At 48.2% G+C, this 21,768-nt stretch carries 16 protein-coding genes; all 16 read right to left on the reverse strand.

Annotated elements, in window-relative coordinates; translation table 11 throughout:
• Positions 1-3: 3 nt before the first annotated feature.
• The 16 genes from tldD to AC3AP5_RS10385 all read right to left on the reverse strand — a co-directional run bounded on the left by tldD (position 4) and on the right by AC3AP5_RS10385 (position 21,752).
• Positions 4-1,440, reverse strand: coding sequence for a metalloprotease TldD (tldD, locus tag AC3AP5_RS10310; RefSeq protein ID WP_006956875.1), 1,437 nt, complete (start codon positions 1,438-1,440; stop codon positions 4-6).
• Positions 1,437-2,276 (reverse strand): carbon-nitrogen hydrolase family protein, encoded by an 840-nt coding sequence (locus AC3AP5_RS10315; protein WP_006956876.1) that lies wholly within the window; start codon positions 2,274-2,276, stop codon positions 1,437-1,439. The genes tldD and AC3AP5_RS10315 overlap by 4 nt, the downstream gene beginning before the upstream one ends.
• On the reverse strand, positions 2,239-6,111 hold the full coding sequence (locus AC3AP5_RS10320; protein WP_487326661.1) for a YhdP family protein: 3,873 nt from the start codon (positions 6,109-6,111) through the stop codon (positions 2,239-2,241). The genes AC3AP5_RS10315 and AC3AP5_RS10320 overlap by 38 nt, the downstream gene beginning before the upstream one ends.
• Positions 6,111-7,580: a ribonuclease G gene (gene rng / locus AC3AP5_RS10325; RefSeq protein ID WP_006956878.1), complete on the reverse strand. Its 1,470-nt coding sequence runs from the start codon at positions 7,578-7,580 to the stop codon at positions 6,111-6,113. The genes AC3AP5_RS10320 and rng overlap by 1 nt, the downstream gene beginning before the upstream one ends.
• A 4-nt stretch (positions 7,581-7,584) precedes the next feature.
• Positions 7,585-8,169 (reverse strand): nucleoside triphosphate pyrophosphatase, encoded by a 585-nt coding sequence (locus AC3AP5_RS10330; protein WP_286681513.1) that lies wholly within the window; start codon positions 8,167-8,169, stop codon positions 7,585-7,587.
• On the reverse strand, positions 8,169-8,648 hold the full coding sequence (gene mreD / locus AC3AP5_RS10335; protein WP_006956880.1) for a rod shape-determining protein MreD: 480 nt from the start codon (positions 8,646-8,648) through the stop codon (positions 8,169-8,171). The genes AC3AP5_RS10330 and mreD overlap by 1 nt, the downstream gene beginning before the upstream one ends.
• 2 nt (positions 8,649-8,650) lie before the next feature.
• Positions 8,651-9,505, reverse strand: coding sequence for a rod shape-determining protein MreC (gene mreC, locus AC3AP5_RS10340; RefSeq protein ID WP_286681514.1), 855 nt, complete (start codon positions 9,503-9,505; stop codon positions 8,651-8,653).
• A gap of 32 nt (positions 9,506-9,537) precedes the next feature.
• Entirely contained in the window at positions 9,538-10,581 is a 1,044-nt protein-coding gene (locus tag AC3AP5_RS10345; RefSeq protein ID WP_006956882.1) for a rod shape-determining protein, read from the reverse strand.
• A 50-nt stretch (positions 10,582-10,631) separates the two neighbouring features.
• A complete protein-coding gene (locus AC3AP5_RS10350) occupies positions 10,632-12,506 on the reverse strand; it encodes an SUMF1/EgtB/PvdO family nonheme iron enzyme (RefSeq protein ID WP_487326662.1) in 1,875 nt (624 codons plus the stop codon).
• Between the two features lie 193 nt (positions 12,507-12,699).
• Positions 12,700-18,273, reverse strand: coding sequence for a LamG-like jellyroll fold domain-containing protein (locus AC3AP5_RS10355; RefSeq protein ID WP_487326663.1), 5,574 nt, complete (start codon positions 18,271-18,273; stop codon positions 12,700-12,702).
• Complete coding sequence (locus AC3AP5_RS10360; protein WP_006956797.1) at positions 18,270-18,683, reverse strand: hypothetical protein; 414 nt, start codon at positions 18,681-18,683, stop codon at positions 18,270-18,272. The genes AC3AP5_RS10355 and AC3AP5_RS10360 overlap by 4 nt, the downstream gene beginning before the upstream one ends.
• Positions 18,673-19,497: a PilW family protein gene (locus tag AC3AP5_RS10365; RefSeq protein WP_487326664.1), complete on the reverse strand. Its 825-nt coding sequence runs from the start codon at positions 19,495-19,497 to the stop codon at positions 18,673-18,675. Before AC3AP5_RS10365 ends, AC3AP5_RS10360 begins: the two co-directional genes overlap by 11 nt.
• Positions 19,497-20,033: a type IV pilus modification PilV family protein gene (locus AC3AP5_RS10370; RefSeq protein WP_272977719.1), complete on the reverse strand. Its 537-nt coding sequence runs from the start codon at positions 20,031-20,033 to the stop codon at positions 19,497-19,499. Before AC3AP5_RS10370 ends, AC3AP5_RS10365 begins: the two co-directional genes overlap by 1 nt.
• Positions 20,023-20,526 (reverse strand): prepilin-type N-terminal cleavage/methylation domain-containing protein, encoded by a 504-nt coding sequence (locus AC3AP5_RS10375; protein ID WP_487326665.1) that lies wholly within the window; start codon positions 20,524-20,526, stop codon positions 20,023-20,025. Before AC3AP5_RS10375 ends, AC3AP5_RS10370 begins: the two co-directional genes overlap by 11 nt.
• A gap of 69 nt (positions 20,527-20,595) precedes the next feature.
• Positions 20,596-21,096, reverse strand: coding sequence for a type II secretion system protein (locus AC3AP5_RS10380; protein WP_487326666.1), 501 nt, complete (start codon positions 21,094-21,096; stop codon positions 20,596-20,598).
• A gap of 38 nt (positions 21,097-21,134) precedes the next feature.
• Positions 21,135-21,752, reverse strand: a complete 618-nt coding sequence (locus tag AC3AP5_RS10385; protein ID WP_006956806.1) for a prepilin-type N-terminal cleavage/methylation domain-containing protein — start codon at positions 21,750-21,752, stop codon at positions 21,135-21,137.
• Positions 21,753-21,768 lie beyond the last annotated feature (16 nt).

Genomic DNA, 21,768 nt, shown 5'->3' on the forward strand with positions numbered 1-21,768 from the left:
GCCTCAGTCAGTACCACCGACTGTCATAGCGTCTAGTTTCAGCGTTGGCTGACCGACGCCGACCGGTAAGCTCTGACCATCCTTGCCGCACACACCGACACCTTGGTCGAGCGCTAAATCATTACCCACCATTGAGACCTTACTCATTGCCTCGGGCCCGTTACCAATTAAAGTCGCGCCTTTAATAGGTTGAGTAATTTTACCGTCCTCAATCAAGTATGCTTCTGATGCCGAAAACACGAATTGACCCGACGTGATATCGACTTGACCACCAGCAAAGTGCGGCGCGTAAATCCCCCGCTTCACAGACGCGATAATATCCTCGGGCTGGTGCTCACCGGGTAGCATGTAAGTATTTGTCATCCGCGGCATAGGCAAGTGTGCATAGCTCTCGCGACGACCGTTACCCGTCACCGCGTGGCCCATCAGACGAGCATTCATTTTATCCTGCATGTAGCCTTTCAAGATGCCATTTTCGATCAGCACATTGCGCCCTGCAGGTGTGCCTTCGTCGTCAATACTTAGCGAGCCGCGGCGATCGGCTAAGGTGCCATCGTCAACGATAGTACAAAGTTCCGAAGCCACTTTTTCACCTATTTTACCCGCGTACGCCGAAGAACCTTTACGGTTAAAGTCACCTTCAAGTCCGTGCCCAACCGCTTCATGCAACAATACACCCGGCCAGCCGGCACCAAGTACTACTGGCATCGTTCCTGCCGGAGCGGCAATGGCTTCTAAGTTTACTAATGCTTGGCGAACCGCTTCTTCAGCAAACGCTTTCCAGCGGGGTGTGCCTTCTTCATCTTTAAAGAAGTACTCATAGCTGACGCGCGCGCCACCTCCTGCTGAACCCCGCTCTCGTCGCCCTTCTTGTTCAACAATGACAGAGCAGTTTAAGCGGACTAGTGGTCTGTGGTCTTCAGCAAACGTGCCGTCAGTCGCTGCAACAAGCACGTCGTCGTAACTGCCCGAGAGACTAACAACCACCTGAGATACACGCTTATCTTGCGCACGCGCATGGGCATCCACCTGCTTCAACAGCGCAATTTTCTCCGCCTCTTCGAGTGACTGCAGTGGGTTCTTAGCGGCATACTGTGCCGCTACCGACTGCTTAGTCCACGCCTTGACCTGTTTACTTTGACCTTGCCGAACAATGCCGCGTGCCGCGTTACACGTTTGTGTGAGTGCTTGCTGAGTAATCTCGTCAGCATAAGCAAAGCCTGTTTTTTCTCCTTGTATGGCACGGACACCCATACCCGTTTCATTGTGATATGCACCGTCTTTAATAATGCCGTCTTCTAATACCCATGACTCGTTGACACTGCCTTGAAAATAAATGTCAGCAAAGTCGATATCGCCGTTGTACAAGGTACCCAGCGCTCTAGCGAGATCCGACTCAGTCACAGGTAATTCATTTATCCAACTCAATTTATCGCTCATACATCCTCATTTAGATTAGCACTCACCGCTAGACGCGTTTGATCCGCGACAGGCATTTGCGCGCGAATGTTCTCTAATTTTTCTCTGTCAAAATAGGCACTGACAACGCCCTCTCCATCGGCTTGCTCGGCTACGACTTCACCCCAGGGGTCAACGATCATCGAGTGTCCATAGGTACGTCGTCCGTTGGCGGCTTCACCGTATTGGTTGGGTGCCAACATATACACTTGCTGCTCAATCGCCCGCGCTCTCACCAGCGGATGCCAGTGTGCTGCACCTGTTACCTCAGTAAATGCTGAGGGTAATAAAATAATATCGGCGCCCTTGGCACGCAGCGCTTTGAATAACTCCGGAAAACGTAAATCATAACACACCGCCATACCGACCACAGCGAAGCCGAGGTCGATGGTGACAATCGAACTTCCCGCACGTGTCCAGCGGGATTCTCGGTATTGCCGCGTGTTGTCGGCAACGTCCACATCAAACAAGTGGATTTTATCATAACGCGCCAGGCAGCGACCGTCGGGCCCATAACACAAGCTGGCTGCTGCAAAGCGTTCGCCCGCCTGAAGCGGAATGGTGCCACCGACAAGGTATATTTCATGCTGTTTAGCTAGCTCAGATAAGCGTTGTTGTACGGGTCCATTACCAACAGGTTCGGCCATATCTAACTGAGCTCGGTCGCCAGCACCAAAGCAGCTAAACGCTTCAGGAACCACTACCAGTTGCGGGCGTTGCTCTGGCAATTGTTCTAATAAACGTTCAAGCAGAGCAAGGTTTTCAGTGGGCGTCTTAAAACTACTGAGTTGGATTGCGCTGAGTAGAGGTGACGTCATTGTTTGCCTCCTTATCTTTTTCCAATTCTGGAATGTCCACAGGGCGGCTGTCTCGTTCAACTTCTTGAACGACAGGGTTATCAATAGTACCAGTGACGTGGTAGCGCAACAATGAGATAACTTTGGCGTCTTGCAGCACCTTGTCAATGAGCAGTGCCGCTAATCCGCTCGGTGGATTAACCATCCAAGCCAAAATCACAGGTAAACTAGAGGTCACTTTAGGGGCGTAAGTTAACTCATAATTTAACGACTGCGTCTCTAAATCAGTCGAGCCACGAATCGCCATATCGCCGGCGGACCCAAATAATTGCGTATCATTGGTAGTCAAAACACCCTGCGCGATCTGCACGCTTCCATTGAGGTCGGTATAGAACATTCCTTGCGAAAACACGTCACGAAAATCCAAAGTGAGTTTACGCAAGATACCATCTAAGCTTAGTAGAGAAAAAAGTCGTGCTCCGCCATCACTGACCTCAGCCAAGTAACCTTGTCCAAAGTCCCACTGAAGTGCTCCCGATAAGGTATCGAAATCCACCTGATGAGGATGATCGTTCCAACGTACACCAAAACTGACCTTAGCTGAGCTATCACGAATCGCGGTTTCAAGGCCATACTCTCGTAACAATTCCCCAATATCACTGGTTGTCAACTCACCACTTAGTTGTGTTAACGGCTGTCCTTCACTGACCATCCAAAAACCCGACGCCTCAAGCTGCTCCGTTTCCGTCGTCATTTTCAGTTGATTGAGTGCAATGCCCCCTTGGATAGGAACTAACTCAGCATGTACTCGCCCTAAATGGTGATCATCCAAACGACACACCTTACAAGTAATGTTGAGCGGCGGAACGCGGCTGACCCACTCGTAGTCGGAGGAGTCAGCAGGCTCAGAAGTTGTATTCGCCGGCGTGCTGGTATTGAGCTGCGCGAAATCTGCATTAACCTCAATGGGATCTTCTAAAAACGCTTCGGGGAGCGTTGCTTTCACTGATAAGTTATCTGCCAAAATGCGCGCCTGCCAAACACGCTTTTCGGGATAAATATCAATATCAGCATTATTAAACGACTGCTGTCCCCATGAAAGAGCATCGGTTTTGATGCGGATAGAATCAGGCAGATACCAAGCACTTAGCGACTGCTCACTGTTGGCATTTGATGGGCCATCATCGGCGAACGAATCACTTATGAAATACAGCAAGTCGTACCATTGACCGATGGCTAGATTCGGTAAGTAGGCACGAATATCAAAGGTCGCTTCACTATTGAGGTCCGGCAACGATGTCCTATCGCCAATGGTCAGGCTTGCATACTGCCACTGGGGGACACCCGGTTGCCAGGCACTTCGCCAGCGCAAACGGTCACCAGATTTTACCTCGAGTGCTAGATCGTTGCCGTTACCATCGAGACTTACATCTAATTGCCAGTTTTCACCGAACTCCTTATTCAAAGGTTCCGGGAGCCGTGATTCGAGCCCAGTAAGATCGAGTTGTGAATTCGCCGATACCTGAACCTCATCCTGAATATTCAGATCGACATTGACGATACCATTGATTGCACCATAAAAATAACGCGCCCATCCCTGTTTCGGTAGCGCTTTGAAGAGCGGTTCAAGTTGCCAATCTAATTCATTTTCAACCGTCAGGTGATAACCCTCTGATTGAGGTTTACCAACAACCTTACTAGCGAAGGGACGTCCAAACCATTTCAGCACAAGATTCTCGGTCGCGACTTGCTGGTCGTCTATCAACAAGGTACCTGACTGAACATCAAACCATTGATCGATCGCCGCGATATAGACTCGGTTACCCGCTAAGTCGGCTTGCACATCAACCCCAACCTCTCGCGAACCGTCAAATGGAATATCGAGGTTAAACTGACCACTGATGCGGCTTTCAGGCATCACTTGGTTAAACACTTCAGCGACCGAGGTCAACGGTGACTGCTGAAACACCGAGCGTACGGACGATGCCGGTCCAGCGACTTTTGCGTTAACCTGTAAACCACGGCTTGGATCGAGTAAATCAGCAATAGTGGCATTGACTTGTTCGATCGTCACACCATTGATACGTCCCTGTGAAGCTCGCATGTTCAAACTATGTTGATAAAAATCGAGCGTCAGTGGTAGTTCCTGCAGAGCTGGCCAATCGGGCTGAAAACGATAAGTCAGCGTATCGAACTGCACACTTGCATTAAAAACCCCCTGATTTATATTGCGAGGAAGCATAAAGTGCTCGGCTCGCCATGCCAGCGTCATTTGCTTTACCGCGCCTTCCGCTAATGCGCCGGATAAGTAACGCTTGAGCCCTTCCCCCATCACATCCGGTAATGCCGTTTTCAACGAGTCCACAGCAAAGGGTTGTTTGCTAAGCAATGCCAGTTCAAACCCTGGACCTAGCGCCTCGTTTGAGCGCCAAACACCTCGCCCTTCAAGTTGCATATCGGCAATTGCAAGTTGGCTATCTTGCCATGCCACTTGCCAGCCGTCAGAGCCATAGTCAGCGGAGCCACCTATTGCTACGTTATTCAGTTGCCAAGCACGTTGTTCGGATAGATGATCACTGGTAATTGTTAACTGCGGTGCTTGAATCGTCCAATGCGCCTGTTGGAGATCGCCCTCAGCTATCATAGATAAAGGTGAAAAGGCCGGAATTGTGTCTGAACCAGAGGCACTCACATTATTGAGCTCTGCTCGCCAGTGCCATGGATGCTTAGCATCGCTCCGCAAATAGAGATCGGCCTCAGCCTCAAGGCCAGACGACTGCACTGTCTGATATGTCAGCCCACCATCATCCACTAATTGCAAAAGCGGCGTCAGTTTCGACAGCGGCAAATGTTCTATACTGGCACTCAGTGTATCCGCAATACTTTGCACGCGCATTGCTGGCCATTCCAGCGAATTGTTGTCGACTTCGACGGTCATTGGGGTACTGTTAATAAGCCACCCCTGACCGTGTCTTTCCATCTGTACTTCACCCGACGGTATATGTAAATCAACGACTCTATTGTCTCGTTGCATCGTCAAACGATTATCCAAGATCCGCATCAAAGCCTTCGATACTTGACCTTGGAAAATATCCAACCACACCGTAAAATTGACATTTGAGTCGGTGATGTCGATACCAGGAATTTGTTTTTCGAGCCAAGGACTCACATCTATCCCGCGTGAGTCTACGTAAAACTGACCGACCATATCACGCCAACGACGCCCTTCGAGTTGCAACACGAAGTTTAAGCGATTCGGCGTAAAATTTTTGACTCTGAATTGACCAACACCTTGGTGGATGCTACCTCGGTTACTCCAAGATAACCTTTCGATATCGATGGTTCGTGAGTTGCCGCTGAGCGGGGTTACATGCAAGCTACTTTGCTGAAAGGAAAAGCTTTCTAATTGATTCAGAAATAATTGCTCGACTTGATCAAGCTTTACGCTTTCACTCTCACCCTGTGTCAAACGCCGCAGATCTAATTGAATATCTGCCTGCTCAAGAATAAACTGTTGCAGTACCCATTGGCGCTCGGCCACTGATTCCCAGAAATCAATAACCACCCAAAGTCGACCCACATCAACACTGAGCGCGTCATGGTCGGCGTCACCGAGTTTGAAGTTTGATAACTCGATGGCGGGGCCTTGTTGACGCCAAGATAATGCTAATTGATTAATATGAACCTGTTGCCCAAGACTTGCGCTCACTTGCCTTTCTAACGGTTTAGTGAGGTCAGGAAAATAAGGCAATCCATAGCGTAATAAGCTCAGCAGTACGGCAGCCACCACTAATAAAATGGCCGATAACCAAACCAGCTTGTGAAAACTCCAGCTTATTGCGCGTTTTAAAGTCACTACATCATCACCACATCAAATTGCTCTTGGTTGTAGAGCGGCTCTGTTTGTATTGTTATTTGACGCGAAACAAACAACTCAAGTTCAGCCAATGCATGAGATTCTTCATTCAACAAAGCTTCACTCACCGGTGCGGATGCGTAAACGACGAATTTATCGGCTTCATAGGCTTTGTGCACGCGGACAATTTCTCGCATAATTTCATAACATACTGTTTCAACGGTTTTCATTGAGCCCCGTCCGCGACATACCGGACACTCACCACACAATACGTGTTCGAGACTCTCGCGTGTACGTTTACGCGTCATCTCGACTAAGCCGAGTGTGGTAAAGCCATTTATCGAGGTCTTAGCACGATCCTTATTTAATGCTTGTTCAAGGCTATGAAGAACTCGCCGCTTATGCTCTTCATCTTGCATATCGATAAAATCAATAATGATAATACCGCCTAAGTTTCGCAAGCGTAATTGCCGTGCTATGGCTTGGGTGGCTTCAATATTAGTATTGAATATCGTCTCTTCGAGGTTTCGATGTCCCACAAATGCACCGGTGTTGATATCGATAGTCGTCATCGCTTCGGTCTGATCAATAATTAATGACCCACCCGACTTCAATTCGACGCGTCTATCTAAAGCACGCTGAATTTCATTTTCAATATCAAACAGGTCAAAAATCGGACGATCTCCGCGATAATACTCCAACACGTGCGTTAGTTCTGGAATAAAATCCTTAGTAAATAACTTCAGTTGATCGAGTGTGGTGCGAGAATCGACACGAATGCGCTCTATCGCCTCACCGACAAAGTCCCGCAGCACGCGACAACAGAGGTTTAAATCTTCATATAAAATTCCGACCCGGCGTTGCGACTTTTTGCGCTTCTTAATCTGCGACCACAAGCGTGTTAAAAACTCTGCATCACTTGTTAGCGAACCCTCGTCAACACCCTCGCCCGCAGTTCGGACGATGAACTTGCCTTCATCGTGACTGAGTGACTCCGCAATCGAACGTAGGCGTTCACGTTCATCGGCATCATCAATGCGTTGTGATACGCCAACGTGATTACTCTGTGGCATGAAAACCAAATAACGGGACGGTAACGTAATATCGGTGGTAAGCCGTGCTCCCTTTGTACCCAGCGGATCTTTAACAACCTGAACCATAATCGGCTGGCCTTGGTGCACAAGCTGAGTGATATTCAACTGTGACTTCTCTTCACGCTCAATCGTTTCACCACCGTCCAGTGTTGTCACAATATCCGATGCGTGCAGAAAAGCTGCTTTATCTAAGCCGATATCTACAAACGCTGCCTGCATGCCCGGCAACACCCGCGATACCTTGCCCATATAGATATTGCCCACGAGACCACGTTTGACTTGGCGTTCGATATGCACTTCTTGCAAAATGCCGTTCTCAACCAACACCACTCGACTCTCGGTGGGCGTCACATTCATTAGTACTTCTACGCTCATGGTCTCATCCTAGTTTGGCTTCGACGGCCTGTAAAAGCTGTTCGGTTTCGTAAAGAGGCAAACCGACGACCGCAGTATAACTCCCGCTTATCCGTTTAACCCAACGGGCTGCTCCGCCTTGAATCGCGTAACCTGCCGCTTTATCTAGAGGTTCTCCAGTTTGCCAGTAAGTTAACGCTGCTGACTCGCTGATAGCGCCCATGCTCACCTCCGTGGTCACTTCTTCTCTTTGAACCAAGCTGGGCGCATTGCCATCATAATACATGATGCAAACGGCTGTGCGTACCTTATGGGTACGTTCGGCTAGGGAGCGTAGCATTGCAATACCGTGCGCTTGGTCTCGCGGCTTTTCCATAACCTCACCATCGCGATCGATAAGCGTATCGGAACCTATCACGATACAGGGTGCGCCATATTGTTTAGCAGATGCAATCGCTTTTTCGTAAGCTAATCTTTTAACGTATGCCGATGCCGTTTCATGTGTACCTTGTTGTTCCGGAATATCGCTTGCTAAACAGACAAAGTCGGCACGAATTTGTTGCAATAGCTCACGTCGACGAGGTGAACCAGAGGCGAGGACTAACTGCATTAAACAACTCCAAAGCGACGACGGATTTTGCGTAACAGAGGAAACAGCCAAAACCAAAACAATGCCGACGTCAGCGCTGGCCAAAAGTAGCTTGATGTGAATTGTGCATCATGAATAAACACATTTGCTTGAAACACGATGAGTCGCTTAATCAATATTAAAAATGCGATTAATATCACCTGCTGGGGTAGCGAGAAGTTGCGAATACGCTGAAAGTGGCGGGCAGCGAAGTAGCTCACAACAACCATTCCGAGCGCATGCACGCCCAGCACGGAGCCCAGCAAAATATCGGTTAACACGCCAAGGACGAGTGCAGTACCCAGGCTCACTCGATGCGGAAGCGCGATAATCCAATAGAGCAATACCAACGTCACCCAATCGGGTCGATACACATCAATACTCGCAGGCATCGGCATCACCATCAATACCAGTGCAACTAAGTACGTGAGTACGAGCGGTATTAATCCGTGCTTAAACATGGTTATTTCTGATCCTCAAAAATCGGCGCTTGCTCGGCACCTTGTGGCCATAGCAACAATACCGTTCGCACGCGGTCGAGTGCACTGATTGAATCGGCTGTCACTTCGGCAAATGGCAGTGATTCGTTGCGATTGATATGCGTGATACGCGCCACCGGGTAGCCTTCTGGATACACGCCCCCTAACCCGGAGGTCATCAGTAAGTCTCCCTCGGCAAGTTCGGAGCTGTGTGGCACAAACATAAGCTGCAGCTTGCCAATCTCACCGGTTCCTTGCGCGAGTACCCGAATATCATTTCGCTCGGCGCGTAACGCAATGCCATGGCTCTGATCAGAGATCAGTAGCACACGGGCTGTGTTACTGCCAACATCTTGGATTTGGCCGACCACACCCTTGCTATCAATAACCGGTTGTCCCTCGTAGACGCCATTGAGCGTTCCTTTGTTGATCACCAATTGTTGGCTAAACGGCTCCGAAGCCACCGCTACCACTTCAGCTACCATACGCCGACTCGGTTGACGTTGTTCTGAACCCAGAAGTGCACGTAGACGCTTATTTTCGTTACTAATGAATTGCAACTGTTGAAGCTGAGCACGTAATTCAAGCATTTGCTTTTTCAGCGCTTGATTCTCTTCAGCAAGCTGTTCTTGGTTTTTAACACTCTCAGAAAAGTTACTTAGGATTTGCTCTGGTAAAATGGCTAAATACTGGACGGGTGTGACCAAGGAGTTCAGAAACATCCGCACAGGCTGCATCGCTTGCAGTCGATGGTCGACAAAAATCAATAGAAACGAACAGGCTAGTGCGAGCACTAGCCTGGATAGTAATGAGGGTCCACGAGTGAATAAGGTTTTCATCTGTGCGCTAACTACACCCCACCTAAATTGACTTACTCGTAACTAAACAAATCACCGCCGTGCATAGCGATCATTTCAAGTGCCTTACCGCCCCCACGTGCTACACAAGTGAGTGGGTCATCTGCAATCACAACAGGGATGCCGGTTTCTTCCATCAACAAACGGTCGAGATCTTTAAGTAAAGCCCCTCCGCCTGTTAGAACCATTCCACGCTCCGAAATATCAGACGCTAACTCGGGTGGCGACTGCTCAAGTGCAACCATCACGGCACTAACGATACCCATTAACGGCTCTTGTAAAGCTTCGAGAATCTCATTGCTGTTGAGTGTGAACGAACGCGGCACGCCCTCCGCTAGGTTACGCCCGCGCACTTCGATTTCCTTCAGCTCTTCACCTGGGAATGCGGAGCCGATTTCGTGTTTGATTCGTTCCGCTGTCGCGTCACCAATCAACGCACCAAAGTTACGACGTACATAATTAATAATGGCTTCATCAAATTTGTCACCACCAATACGAACAGATGATGAGTAAACTACACCATTTAATGAAATAATCGCGACTTCTGTTGTACCACCACCAATATCAACAACCATCGAACCCGTCGCCTCAGATACTGGTAAGCCGGCACCAATCGCGGCAGCCATAGGCTCGTCAATAAGGTGAACTTCACGTGCGCCAGCACCTAACGCTGATTCACGAATTGCGCGGCGCTCTACTTGCGTCGAGCCGCAAGGAACACAAACCAATACGCGTGGGCTTGGCTTAAAGTAATGGCTGTCATGCACTTGCTTAATAAAGAACTGAAGCATTTTTTCGCACACATAAAAGTCGGCGATAACACCATCCTTCATCGGGCGAATCGCTTTGATGTTGCCAGGAGTACGGCCTAACATCTGCTTCGCTGCTGCACCCACGGCTGCAATTGCTTTAGGTCCACCTGAGCGCTCCTGTCGAATAGCCACGACAGATGGCTCGTTGAGCACGATGCCCTCGTCCTTTACATAAATCAACGTATTGGCAGTACCCAAGTCAATGGATAAGTCGTTTGAAAACAAGCCGCGAATTTTCTTAAACATGTAGCGGTAAATCCCTAAAAAAAGTGCTAAAAACTGCAATCAAGCGCACATTATTGCGCTCGTACTACCCGAAACCCAATATAGTTAGAACTAAAATCTGCTGGAAGTTCCATTCGCGTCGAAACACGCGCTAGGCTAGGTGCAAAGTTCCATGCACCGCCACGGACAACTTGTCCGTCTTCAGAGCGAGTCCATTCCCAGACATTACCTACGGTGTCGAACAATCCCCACGGATTACGCGCGAATTGAGCAACAGGTGCTGAACGCTCATTTGACCATTCAGACCCACAGTGGCGACAGTTAGCGTTTTTCACGCCAACGTCATCTCCCCACCAAAAGTCAGTTTCTGTGCCAGCGCGAGCCGCATATTCCCATTGCTTCTCAGAGGGGATATCGTAATCGAAACCGCTTTTGTCTGACAACCAGTCCGTGTATGCCTTTACATCTTCATAACTAATACAGACAACCGGTGAATTCTCTGTTTGCTGAAATCCTGGACTGCGCCAATTTAACGTACCGTCCATTTTCGGCATGCCGTTGTTCAGTTCAGCACAATTACCGTTCTTCTCTGCTTCTGTGACATAGGCGGTATCATTAACGAAATCACGAAACTTTCCCACCGTCACCTCTGTATCACTGATACCAAAAGGTCCGTCAATCGTTACGGTTTGCACAGGACGTTCGTTAGGTAAACCATCACCGCTTAAGTCGCCCATTTGATAGTTACCGGCCGGTACGACTACAAGTTCAGGTCCTCTGACATCACGAAATAAAATGTCTTGAACCTTTTCACCACGCGTAAACGAGTAGTCCGATTTTTCTAATTCAGCGCGAATAGATTGCGCATCGCTCAGCCGAATGACGTCACTGTATGAACTATAACCATACTTACGAACTTCAACGCGGTGTTCCCCACGAGGCAACATAATCTCAATGGGTGTTGAGCCATAGCTGACGCCATCAATTAACACTTCATCGTCGTACACGTTCGAGCGCAAAGTAAGAGGATGCATGACAGCATCGCTCGATGAGCCTGCATTCGTCTGGGTTGTGCTGGCCTGTTCGGCATTTTCAACGACACAGTATCGCGCGTCGATTTCAAGCAATCGGCAAGCTTGTGCACGAGGAAGCTGTCCACGTAATTCAACAGCAATTTTTACACCGTAGTTTCCTTGTCCACTAAAGCCATTACTGACTGTCTTGGAGCCTAGGATCTGAACATTGGGGCTCACTTGCTCAAGGTTTTGACGAGCCTGCTCGGCCTCGCTCAAGCCACTTACGATTTCGTTGAGGTATTGCTTCGAGGCCTTTTGTTTGGCTAATAATTTACCACGCGTCTCGCATTGGCTGAGTGTTTCCTCACGGTCACACACAATCGACTGACTCACTTCGAGCTCACCCGTTTGGTTGAATTCACGTTCCAAACGCTCTACACGAGCCACCTCGCGCTGATCTTTCAGCGACTCGATCTCATTGAGCAGTGCGTGACGGCTGACTCGCGCTTCCTCAACTTCTTGCTGTTTGTCATCAACTAATTGAATCTGTGTTGCTATATCTTTCTTGTTTTGCTGATGAGCCATAACGGCTTCTTTATACGCTTGCTGAGCACCCGCAATATCAATTGTCGGATCATCCACCAGCTGTTGATAGCGGTTGTTCATTTCTTGCAACGCAGTTTGTCTTTGTTTCTCGAGCGTTTGATTGCGTTCGCGCAGCGAGGTTAGCTTTTGTTCCAGCTGCTCGGCTTCGTCTATAAGACGTTGCACCGTTTGCGTATAGTTATCATATTCATTTTGCAAACTCGTGATCTTGTCGGAGATCTGCTCCACCGTCATTGACTGCTGTTGCTCTTGCAGAGCATAAGCCGGCGAAGCGATTGTCAAAGTCGAGGCCATCACTAAGGCCAGTTGAGCCAGTCGCATCATGTTCCCATTCCAAGCTTGAAAGTAATAAAGCGGTAGAGACGTTAAGCCTTACCAGCGCTCTTTATTCGAATATTTATTGGTAAACGTCGTTAACGTCGCGCATGTGTAACAACTTTGCCTTATGCTATTTGCTTGTCAACAAAAGCGCAAGGAAGAATCTCGGTAAATTGCCTACAAATGAGTAAGTAGCTACTTACAAACCGACCTCTTGCCAATAGATTTGCCGATCACTGCCACTGTAAATACCAAAAATGCCAAGTGCAGTTGGGTTCTCATCATAAACACCGTCACCCGTCCAGTCGTACTGCAAATGGGGGGGAACCTCTAAGTCAAATTCAAATTGGAGGTTTTCGTCTGCCGGCAACCAGCGCAAACTTTCGTCATCTCCCCGCTCCACTGACTGAATTCGACCACCGCTCAGCGTTACTGAGTTATCAGCAGTATTCGCTATAGGACCAAGTTCAAGGTCAACACCCGGTGTTTCTGCACCCTCTTCTACCACATACCGCTCTTCCGAAAACGCATTGTTTGCAACGGTATAGCAGTTATTGTTTTCGTCGAGTTGGTACTCGTTGCCATTCCAGAACTCAACGTGTCCCTGAATGAGTAGTGGGTCGCTGATTGCTGATGCGACATTGTTGAGTACCATACGAGCAAACACCAGCCGCGCCGAATCAAAAGCAGCATAATCCGCATCTACGTAATCATCGTCTGCGGGTGCCGATAAACCGGTGTTCTCAAGTTGGCTATAATAATGATCCCCTTCCCCATCGTTTATGCGAATCCCAAGGGTATAGTTCTCGTAAGGTCCCTCTTCAGCGTCACTACGTAAAAACGTTGCTTGAGCATTGTTTAACGACCCGTAGCCCCAGTTGCCAGCCGAATCGTCCCAGTCAATTGGACCCACTAAACTCGACTCTTGAGCGTTTGGCGTAACTCGCAAATTAAACGATTGGCCATTGACATTAAACGCTGCAAACTCCAAGAACGCTTTTGCCAAATCACTCGCATAATTACGAGTGATATTACCGCTAGCGTTACGTGCCACGAGTTGGATAGGTAGCAAGCTTTGTGGCTCACCAATGTAATACGACGGTTGCGCTCCACAGGTATTTGCAAAGCCAGTGCCCGCCTCAAGCGTAAAGTGGTGCGGAATAAATCGACCGACAACAAACGGGGTTTCAAGCAAGTCGCTAGTATCTTGCCACTGAGATAGATACCCGCCGCCATTCTGTTGGGCTACTTGTGCTGTAATATTAGCATTACCGACTTCAGAGTAAGTAACCTGACCATTAGTAAAGGTACCTAATGCTGAACGCGAAAATTGTACTCCATTTTCCAACGAGCCGTCGTTATTAGCTACTGGCGGCGCAGCGGTCGCTGTCTCTTGTATAATCAGTCGTTCAGCCACCTGTTCAAGGCCAAAATTCGGGGTAATCTGATCTTGCGCATTACGTGCCGTTAACACGACCTTAAACGGCTCGCCTGCCTTAGCTAAAATCTCATTCGAACTCGATAAATCAGTATCTAGCTGGCTCGATTGCATATTGATATGGTGCGGTTGCCAAACAAAAGTGTTTGAATCGCCGCGTAGCGTCACACCGTTGCTCAAAGTTGCTTTCGCCGAGAGCTTCACCGCGCCTACATCATCATACCGCATCGCTAAATTCGCTCTACTGTCATTAAATTCAACCGCTACATTTTGATAGTTACCCGCAATTAAGTCGGTTGCATTTGCAGCCGTAAGCTCGGAGCCCACTTGGCCGCTTACCAAATACTCGCTTTCTGAACGACATTGGTTTGGATCCACACACTCCAACTGCATTTCAACTTGCGTTAAGTTATTTGTCAGCGCTTGACACTGCAGTGTATTGGTGTTCGTTTCTACAGCGCGAATTGTAACACCTTCAGATTGAATTCCCGCCGTTTGCCGTGGTATTTGCGTGCTCTGTAAACCAGCATAATAGAATATAAACCCAGCATTGCTTATTGCGATTTGACAATCGTCTACCACGCCATCCACTAAACACACTGTCGGGTTAGCCGGTTGTGGCGAGCTTTGATTGGTTACAGATAGGTTAGAAACGCCCGCCTGAGTAGGGTTCAACTGCGTTAGCAACTGCGAACTCGTCGCCTGCCAACTCAGCGAAGACGGTGAGAAGTTTCCGTTATCAGTACCAAGCTCAATTGATGCAGGACGATTAAACGTTTCCGAGCAATCGGCATTAGCGCACGCTTTAACCGCTACTTCGGCACCGTTGCATAAAACTGCATTTTGGTTGAATGCCAGTTGATAATGATGCACGTCCTGCTCGTTTGGAGAGCCAGGAATTGAGCAAACTGACAAGTCCTTAATCCAATGATAATTCGTCTCGCCTCCAGTACTACCGGTAAAACTTAAATACACCTGTTCGGGCATCTGCGGCTGATCTTGAATATTATCCAGCTTCAAAATACTGACAAAATTATTGTTCGCGCCGTTTTCGTCCAGCTTACGTAGTACCTCGATACTTGGTTTATCACCCGTTCCATCGATCAAGACTTTATAGGTATGTCCCGGTTTAGGGTTAAACACAGAATATGGGTTTTGATTCTCTGGCGAATCAATTGCAGGATCAAGTTCCTCTGAGGCACCTAAAAACTGGTAATTCGTTGAGTCGGCTCCACGAACGCCGACACGATTGGGGACCAATCGATTAAAGCCGCCAACTCGACCCTCGTTGCTTTGTGAAAAGTTACCATACTCATCAAAGCCAATACCAAGCCAACCGGCTTGAAAACCGGGCACACCACCATTACGTTGAGCGTAACCTAGAGAGCCACCATAACTACCCGCACGAGGATTGCCATTACTAATACGACTCGCATCAGACAGTACTAAAGCAATACCATCTGCACCGGTGAAGCCTGGCGACTGCGAGCCCCAAGCGTATAGTTTAAACTCAATTTCAATGCGATGCCCTTTACCCGGAAATGCCTTCTGTAACGTTACCGCAGTCGCTCGATTATTTCGATTATCAGTCAGTTCTAAATATTGCTCATTGTGAGCTTCAACTAACTTAGGTGAGTAATTTTCATCCTTGGAATAACTCAGCCAGTCATTGCCAAACACTTGCCCAGCCATATTCAATGAATAGCATTGATTGCCACTTGCTTGGCAAACACTCCGTTGGTCCATCAAGCGTTTTATATCGTTGCCAGATAAATAGCTATCAAACATTTGGAACTCATCAATAGCGCCATCAAAAAAGCGGTTACCATCCCCTTCTTTGTCCGCTCCTAACCGAAGCGAGCCATTGTTCGTTGTTGGTTTATCGTTAATCGAAGCGTCGATAATGACTTCGTTATCGACGGTTAATGTTTGCTTACCTGATTTAAAACGAGCGACGACGTAATGCCATTCACCATCATCAAACCGTTGCGTGCTGGTTAGGGAATGGACACCCCTTTGTCCTTGCCACCACCAGTTAATTTGACCAGAAGACGTTACGTGCAACTCGTAATTAGTATCTTTACTCACCAGAGTCATTAACCCGGAGTCTGGTGTCGTGCTATACCGAGCCCATAGTGCTATCGTATATTCGTTGGTCAAGTCCAGAACCGGATCATCGGGCAGCTCTATATACTGCTTGGCGGAGCGTTTAAAATATCCATACCCACACGTACCCATGCCGTTTTCGTCGACTGGTAAGGCAGAACTTGCGCTTGCTTGTTGCCATTCAAGTCCCTGTTTTGCTTGTCCATTGAGTAAATTCTTCGAGCCATCAAGCACGTCTGTATTTGTCGTCCATGGACCGTCATTCATTGACCACTGCAATATCGGCTGAAGAGGCGCTGCGGTGCCGACAGTACAATAGCCTCCACCTTGAATATCTACACCAGGTTGTTGATAGTTAATCTGTGCGGGTTGACCACAACCTGTCTGGTAAATATCACCCGCAGCGGCAAGGGCACCATTTACGATCGATGTATTCGCCTCGTAACAAAATAAAAACCAAGGTTCGCCGGCATTCGCAAGAAAAATATCGCCCGTTGCGTAGATATAGCCATTAATTCGCACATCGCGTTCAATGGTTAAATCGCCGTTAACGATCAGCATGAAATTATCAGCATCATCGTTCTGGTTTAATCGAGCGCCTTGTTCTATGGTCAGGGAACCATCAATGTATACCCGAGAAGTTGGCGCAGGTGTCTGGTAGTCTTCGCCTACGTTTGCAAATGAGCCTTGACGTAAATAATCGATGGGATCTAGCGTTCTCGGTAACTGCTGTCCGTATGGGGGAACATCGGGACGAATATTTACCAGACTATTATTTCCGGACGTTAGCGCTTGGTCCCAAATATCTGAACACTGTTTAAGCGTATCTACAGCTCCGCACGGGCGGCTACGATTAAAGAGTTGATTCACTTTTTGACTGGAATACACGCCGGTCGCGACTGTGACCTCATCAATTGAGCCGTTGACACCATGGCCAGCAAATGACTGCCCGCCAATATATAAATTAGCACGGGATGACAGTGGGTTAAGCGATCTATTACTCACTCCAGCGGTTGCTTTAAGTACGCCATCAATATAGAGGTTAATATCGTCCGACTGCGCATCATAGGTTGCCGCTATATGATGCCAGTTGCCATCAAATACCTGTTGACCAGATACCGAGACGTTGTGAATCTGGCCTAAACTATCGCGAATCTCAAAGTACAACGCACCATCAGACACCCGTCTATAAACTTCAAAACGCCCGTTAGGTCCTTCGGTGGGTCCTTCACCATAAATCAATAGTGTTTGATATCGTTCGGACGATGAGCGTTGTGCTGATGCGCTGATATTAAACCACATTGAAAGACTGACACTTTCAGAAGCTGAAAGCTGCTGGGGTTGTGGAACTCTTACAAAGTCATCGCCCCCGAAACGCCCATAACGACACGTTCCGATATTCCCAGCAATCGCCGGCGAAAATGAACTCGTCGTAGGCTGACCGACAGCGGTTCCCGACAAGGAACTCGAAGCACTGTTAAGAACTTCGCCCGGCTCGCCTGTCCAACTCGATTCATCAAAGTGCCAGTCACCAACAAGTTGATACCCAACATTGTTTCCGCCTGTGCACGGTCCTTCATTTGCATTGATATTACAGGTTTCGTCGACATTGAGTGGTCTATTACCACAAGCATTACTCTGACTACTATCGGTACACTTTGCGTTGACATAAGTACCGTTTATTTGACCATCGTTCCAAAGATCGCCATCGACATTTATGCTTCCGTTAATGACACCACTGCCATTATTTCTAATGTTTCCCTCAGCATCGACATTACCGTTGATAATGCGGTTGTTAATGAGATCCTTGTCAGTATAGAGGTTGCCATCGATTACACCGTCAGAAGTAATACTCCCGTTAGCAAAAATATCCGCTTTGATGGTTGATGAGGCATCTATCTTTACCGAATTCTGTGTTTGAAAGCGGAGCAACAGAGGAATTGACTGTTTGTTGTTAATAGTTGACTTAATGACGGTATTACCCGTAATAATAAGCTCTGCTTGAGAGGTCTTCTTAAACCTAATTCCATCCGAGCCATTCAGCGCAGTAAAAACACTTCCTGGACAAGTGATGCTCACTCCACCTGAATTTGCATTAACAGCCGTGCATTGCTCAAAAGGCTTGTTCTTCTTCCCAATATCTTTTGGAAACTCATACTGTTTGGCGTGTGACACCGCAGAAGCCGCAAATAACGAAAACATCAGCAAACATAAACTCATCCGTCTCATTCTAATGTCCTCGCTTCCATTGCTAACACACGTGTCGTGACTTGTGCTCCGACTGTGCACTCTCCCGTTGCTATCAACCGATAATGTGTATCAGATTCGTAATTATCACTCATGCATTGAATACTAACTTCGCAGTTCTGCAGGCCCTTGGCATCGCTAAAGTCCATAGACGTGTCTACGGCAGGGCAAGCTTGCATCTCACTATCTAACGGGAATAATTGATTCATCCCCTGCTGCAAACCACTTTGCGCTGCGGTGAATGCCCGTGTGCCATACACCTCAGTTACAACACTTTCGTTACTGGTACGTAAGAGACCCGAAAGCGTTGCCACCAGCAGACTAGTTACCACGATCACGAATATAGCGACTATCAACGCACTGCCACGTTGTGATTGATAACTAGGGCGCATTGGGAATATGAACCTCTTGACTAAAAAACAACTGTTCATTATCTATACTATTAAATTGCAGGAACAGATGCACAATATTATTTTGCAACAAGGTGGTTTCATCTACTTGAAAAGCCGGCGCGTTATTAACTAAATTCGCCAAGTCGTTCCCCATTAGCGTGCCTGTGACACCCGCAAATCGCCCATTGGCTGGCGTAGGCTGCTGCTGCGACCAGCCATAATTAGCGTAACGATATATGTTTTGTCCCTCAACACAATAGCTGACGGGCGTACGTCCGATATACAGTCGTTGACGCGGCGAACGCTGACCATAGCGCGCGTTGCTACTCGCCAACGTTAGCTCAGTCACATTGCCAGAACGAGTTGTTTGTGCATTGACCTGCTCGTATCGATTCGAATTATTGGCGTAAACATGATTAGTACGCGTCGCGTAAATATAGAGTCTGTCAGTCACTTCGATAACGGACCAGTTGGCCAATGAAACAAAGGTTAACGTATTGGGTTGGTTATTACGAAACGGTGCGTCGTAATAGGTACCTGCTACGCGTGTCGGGACAAACTCTAAACACTGTGTTGCGGTATTATTGCCGATATTTTTGGGAGTAACCCGTGCACTATTCGGTACCGAATTTCTCAGTTCTCGCGTTAAACGTTCGATCACAAATCGACTTTGATCGAGTACGCGTACTCGCTCGGCTCCACTGACAAACATCTGTGAGCCGAACCCCACGAACTGAAACGAGAAAATGGCGATAATTGCCAATAGCAAAATGACAATGACTAACTCAACGAGCGTGAAGCCTCTATTACGCATTACCAATTGCCTCTGAACGCCGAGAAGTCGATATTCTGCCCTTGTGGCGTAATGACAGTAACTTCGATACGCTTGAGTCTATCTGGTTGCTCGACCGCGACGCGCACCTGCAAACGAAACTGTCGATAATCGTCGGTCAGGTCATTCGCTAACGTATCAGCGACTTGGTTCCCCGAGAGTTCCAGGCAGTGATAGTCGTCCACATCGTCAAAGTTCTCTCGTGACGCCTCCTCTCGATAACTTGTATTACTGCAGTCATTGGGGATCGTCGTGCAACTCGGTCCACCCGTTTCGCCGCAACGAGCCTCGCCAACGGCACTAGAGCCGTTTTCATCAAAACGGCGCGATAGAATTTCATTAATCAAACTTTGACCCAGCTCGGCGGCGCGCACTTGCTGCCACGGATTAACGCTTTGTTTAAACAGCGGTCCCATGCCCGCCGTTACGACCAGCGTGATAATGCCCACGACAACAATGCCGGCGATAATCTCGATAAGCGTGAAACCACGCTGTGGCTTGAGCTCTTTAACAGCCATAGATATAACCTTCGCGGTTGATACAGACTGACTGACTTGCGCCACTGGTTTCGGTGAAGGTGAATCGGCACGGTTGTGCGCCGCTACAGACTAAGCCAGATTCATCACGGGGGCGACCCAGTGAGTCGAACTCTATTTCTGTCGGTAAAGCGACATTCGTGTTCGCGCTGTTGGTGACCGTAAACGTTTTTCCTTGAAAATCTGCGATTTGACGTGCGTCGTCGGGATCTAGGCTGAATGTCGAGGTGGCAACGCCACAGTTTGTAGAGGTCGCTTGTCCAAGAGAGTTGGGTTGCAAAACAACCGCGGTACAGACCAATGAGGTATTCTGCATTGCTTTGAGCTGGCTATTACGCAGAATAGACAAGGTTCGCTCGCGTAATACTAAGCTTTCGGTGCCGCCCGAGCCAATGAATAACGGTGAGGCGCCAACCGCAAGGATACCCACCACTACTAAAACAATAATGAGTTCTACTAGGGTGAAGCCTTTCATAGGAGAGACCTTAGATATTCGGCCCGCCAAGGCGGCGAGCCGAGATTCGACCATTAAAAGATGGTTGGATTAGTTACCACAAGCTTCAGTGTTGATGGCAACGACCGGAGGCTGATTGGCACTTGTTGCTTCATCGTATGAGACATAGCAACCACCAGAACCATCACCATTAACATCTGTAAATGCATCAGTAGCTGTAGGCGATGCTGCGATGTAATCTGCAGGACCGATATAAATAACTGTTGAGTCATCTGGGTCAACAAGACTCACCCACTCAGAAGAATCCAGTGATGCTGCTTTCACAATACCATCCGCAGTAGCCGCAGGATAACCATAAACAGTATTAATACTTTCTACACTGTCTGAGGCACCTAAGCTACCATCAACCGCTGCTTTCGCATAAACAGTTTGATAAGCACCTTGAATGTTACCCTTCAAACCTTTAACGGTCGAAGTGCGCGCGTCACCCGAGAAGTTAAAGAACTGAGGCGCAGCAGTCACGGCAAGAATACCGAGCACCACAATAACGATAATTAGCTCGATGAGCGTGAAGCCTTTTTGATTACGCATGATTACTTTCTCCATTAAAAAAATATTCAGGTGCGGTGTTAGTTATTATTACTGAACACGTTTACACCACCATTCCTAGGGTTATATACAAACGAGTTTCCAACTGTCTGAAAGTCGTTACCCGTGGGTAAAGGGCTAACTCCTTTTATCGTGTTCACTAAATAATAAACACAAACTTGATTAGCAGCCTGTCCTTGTGCTGCGCTACCGTTCGGATCATCGGTTGCATACGTGTAGTATCGATACTCATCGATAGAACCGCTATCACCTTCTGCCATCACGGTCGGTGATCCTTGCAAGATTGCGGTCATCACAGTACGGCAATCGGCATTGGTTAACGTTGCATCAGTTGCCGAACTATTATTACCACTCACCGGATAGCCGGTATCACCGTCGACATACACGGGAACACCATCCATCTGCAACTGAGCGCCTGCGCCGTTTGTCCCGCCTTTAGGGCGACCTCGTAGCTCCCACTCGCCACGTACGATGCCGACAGCACTGGCAAAACCACCCGCGACGCCTTCGATAGCAGAGTCTTCCGCATCCGCCGTCACATCGGTAAAGCGCGGCAGTGCCGATGCGGCGAGCAAGCCAAGAATCACCACAACGATGATTAACTCGATGATTGTGAAACCGTGTTGCCGTTTATCCATAGTCAGCGTCCTTTAT

It is taken from the genome of Idiomarina sp. D18 (assembly GCF_057748155.1).

What these genes read in the sequence shown, in the direction of transcription:
- AC3AP5_RS10370 (WP_272977719.1), bottom strand. Translation starts at nt 20,033, where the DNA reads ATGGCTGTTAAAGAGCTCAAGCCACAGCGTGGTTTCACGCTTATCGAG.
- AC3AP5_RS10330 (WP_286681513.1), bottom strand. Translation starts at nt 8,169, where the DNA reads ATGCAGTTAGTCCTCGCCTCTGGTTCACCTCGTCGACGTGAGCTATTG.
- AC3AP5_RS10345 (WP_006956882.1), bottom strand. Translation starts at nt 10,581, where the DNA reads ATGTTTAAGAAAATTCGCGGCTTGTTTTCAAACGACTTATCCATTGAC.
- mreC (WP_286681514.1), bottom strand. Translation starts at nt 9,505, where the DNA reads ATGAAAACCTTATTCACTCGTGGACCCTCATTACTATCCAGGCTAGTG.
- rng (WP_006956878.1), bottom strand. Translation starts at nt 7,580, where the DNA reads ATGAGCGTAGAAGTACTAATGAATGTGACGCCCACCGAGAGTCGAGTG.
- AC3AP5_RS10385 (WP_006956806.1), bottom strand. Translation starts at nt 21,752, where the DNA reads ATGGATAAACGGCAACACGGTTTCACAATCATCGAGTTAATCATCGTT.
- AC3AP5_RS10315 (WP_006956876.1), bottom strand. Translation starts at nt 2,276, where the DNA reads ATGACGTCACCTCTACTCAGCGCAATCCAACTCAGTAGTTTTAAGACG.
- AC3AP5_RS10360 (WP_006956797.1), bottom strand. Translation starts at nt 18,683, where the DNA reads ATGCGCCCTAGTTATCAATCACAACGTGGCAGTGCGTTGATAGTCGCT.
- tldD (WP_006956875.1), bottom strand. Translation starts at nt 1,440, where the DNA reads ATGAGCGATAAATTGAGTTGGATAAATGAATTACCTGTGACTGAGTCG.
- mreD (WP_006956880.1), bottom strand. Translation starts at nt 8,648, where the DNA reads ATGTTTAAGCACGGATTAATACCGCTCGTACTCACGTACTTAGTTGCA.
- AC3AP5_RS10355 (WP_487326663.1), bottom strand. Translation starts at nt 18,273, where the DNA reads ATGAGACGGATGAGTTTATGTTTGCTGATGTTTTCGTTATTTGCGGCT.
- AC3AP5_RS10365 (WP_487326664.1), bottom strand. Translation starts at nt 19,497, where the DNA reads ATGCGTAATAGAGGCTTCACGCTCGTTGAGTTAGTCATTGTCATTTTG.
- AC3AP5_RS10380 (WP_487326666.1), bottom strand. Translation starts at nt 21,096, where the DNA reads ATGCGTAATCAAAAAGGCTTCACGCTCATCGAGCTAATTATCGTTATT.
- AC3AP5_RS10350 (WP_487326662.1), bottom strand. Translation starts at nt 12,506, where the DNA reads ATGATGCGACTGGCTCAACTGGCCTTAGTGATGGCCTCGACTTTGACA.
- AC3AP5_RS10375 (WP_487326665.1), bottom strand. Translation starts at nt 20,526, where the DNA reads ATGAAAGGCTTCACCCTAGTAGAACTCATTATTGTTTTAGTAGTGGTG.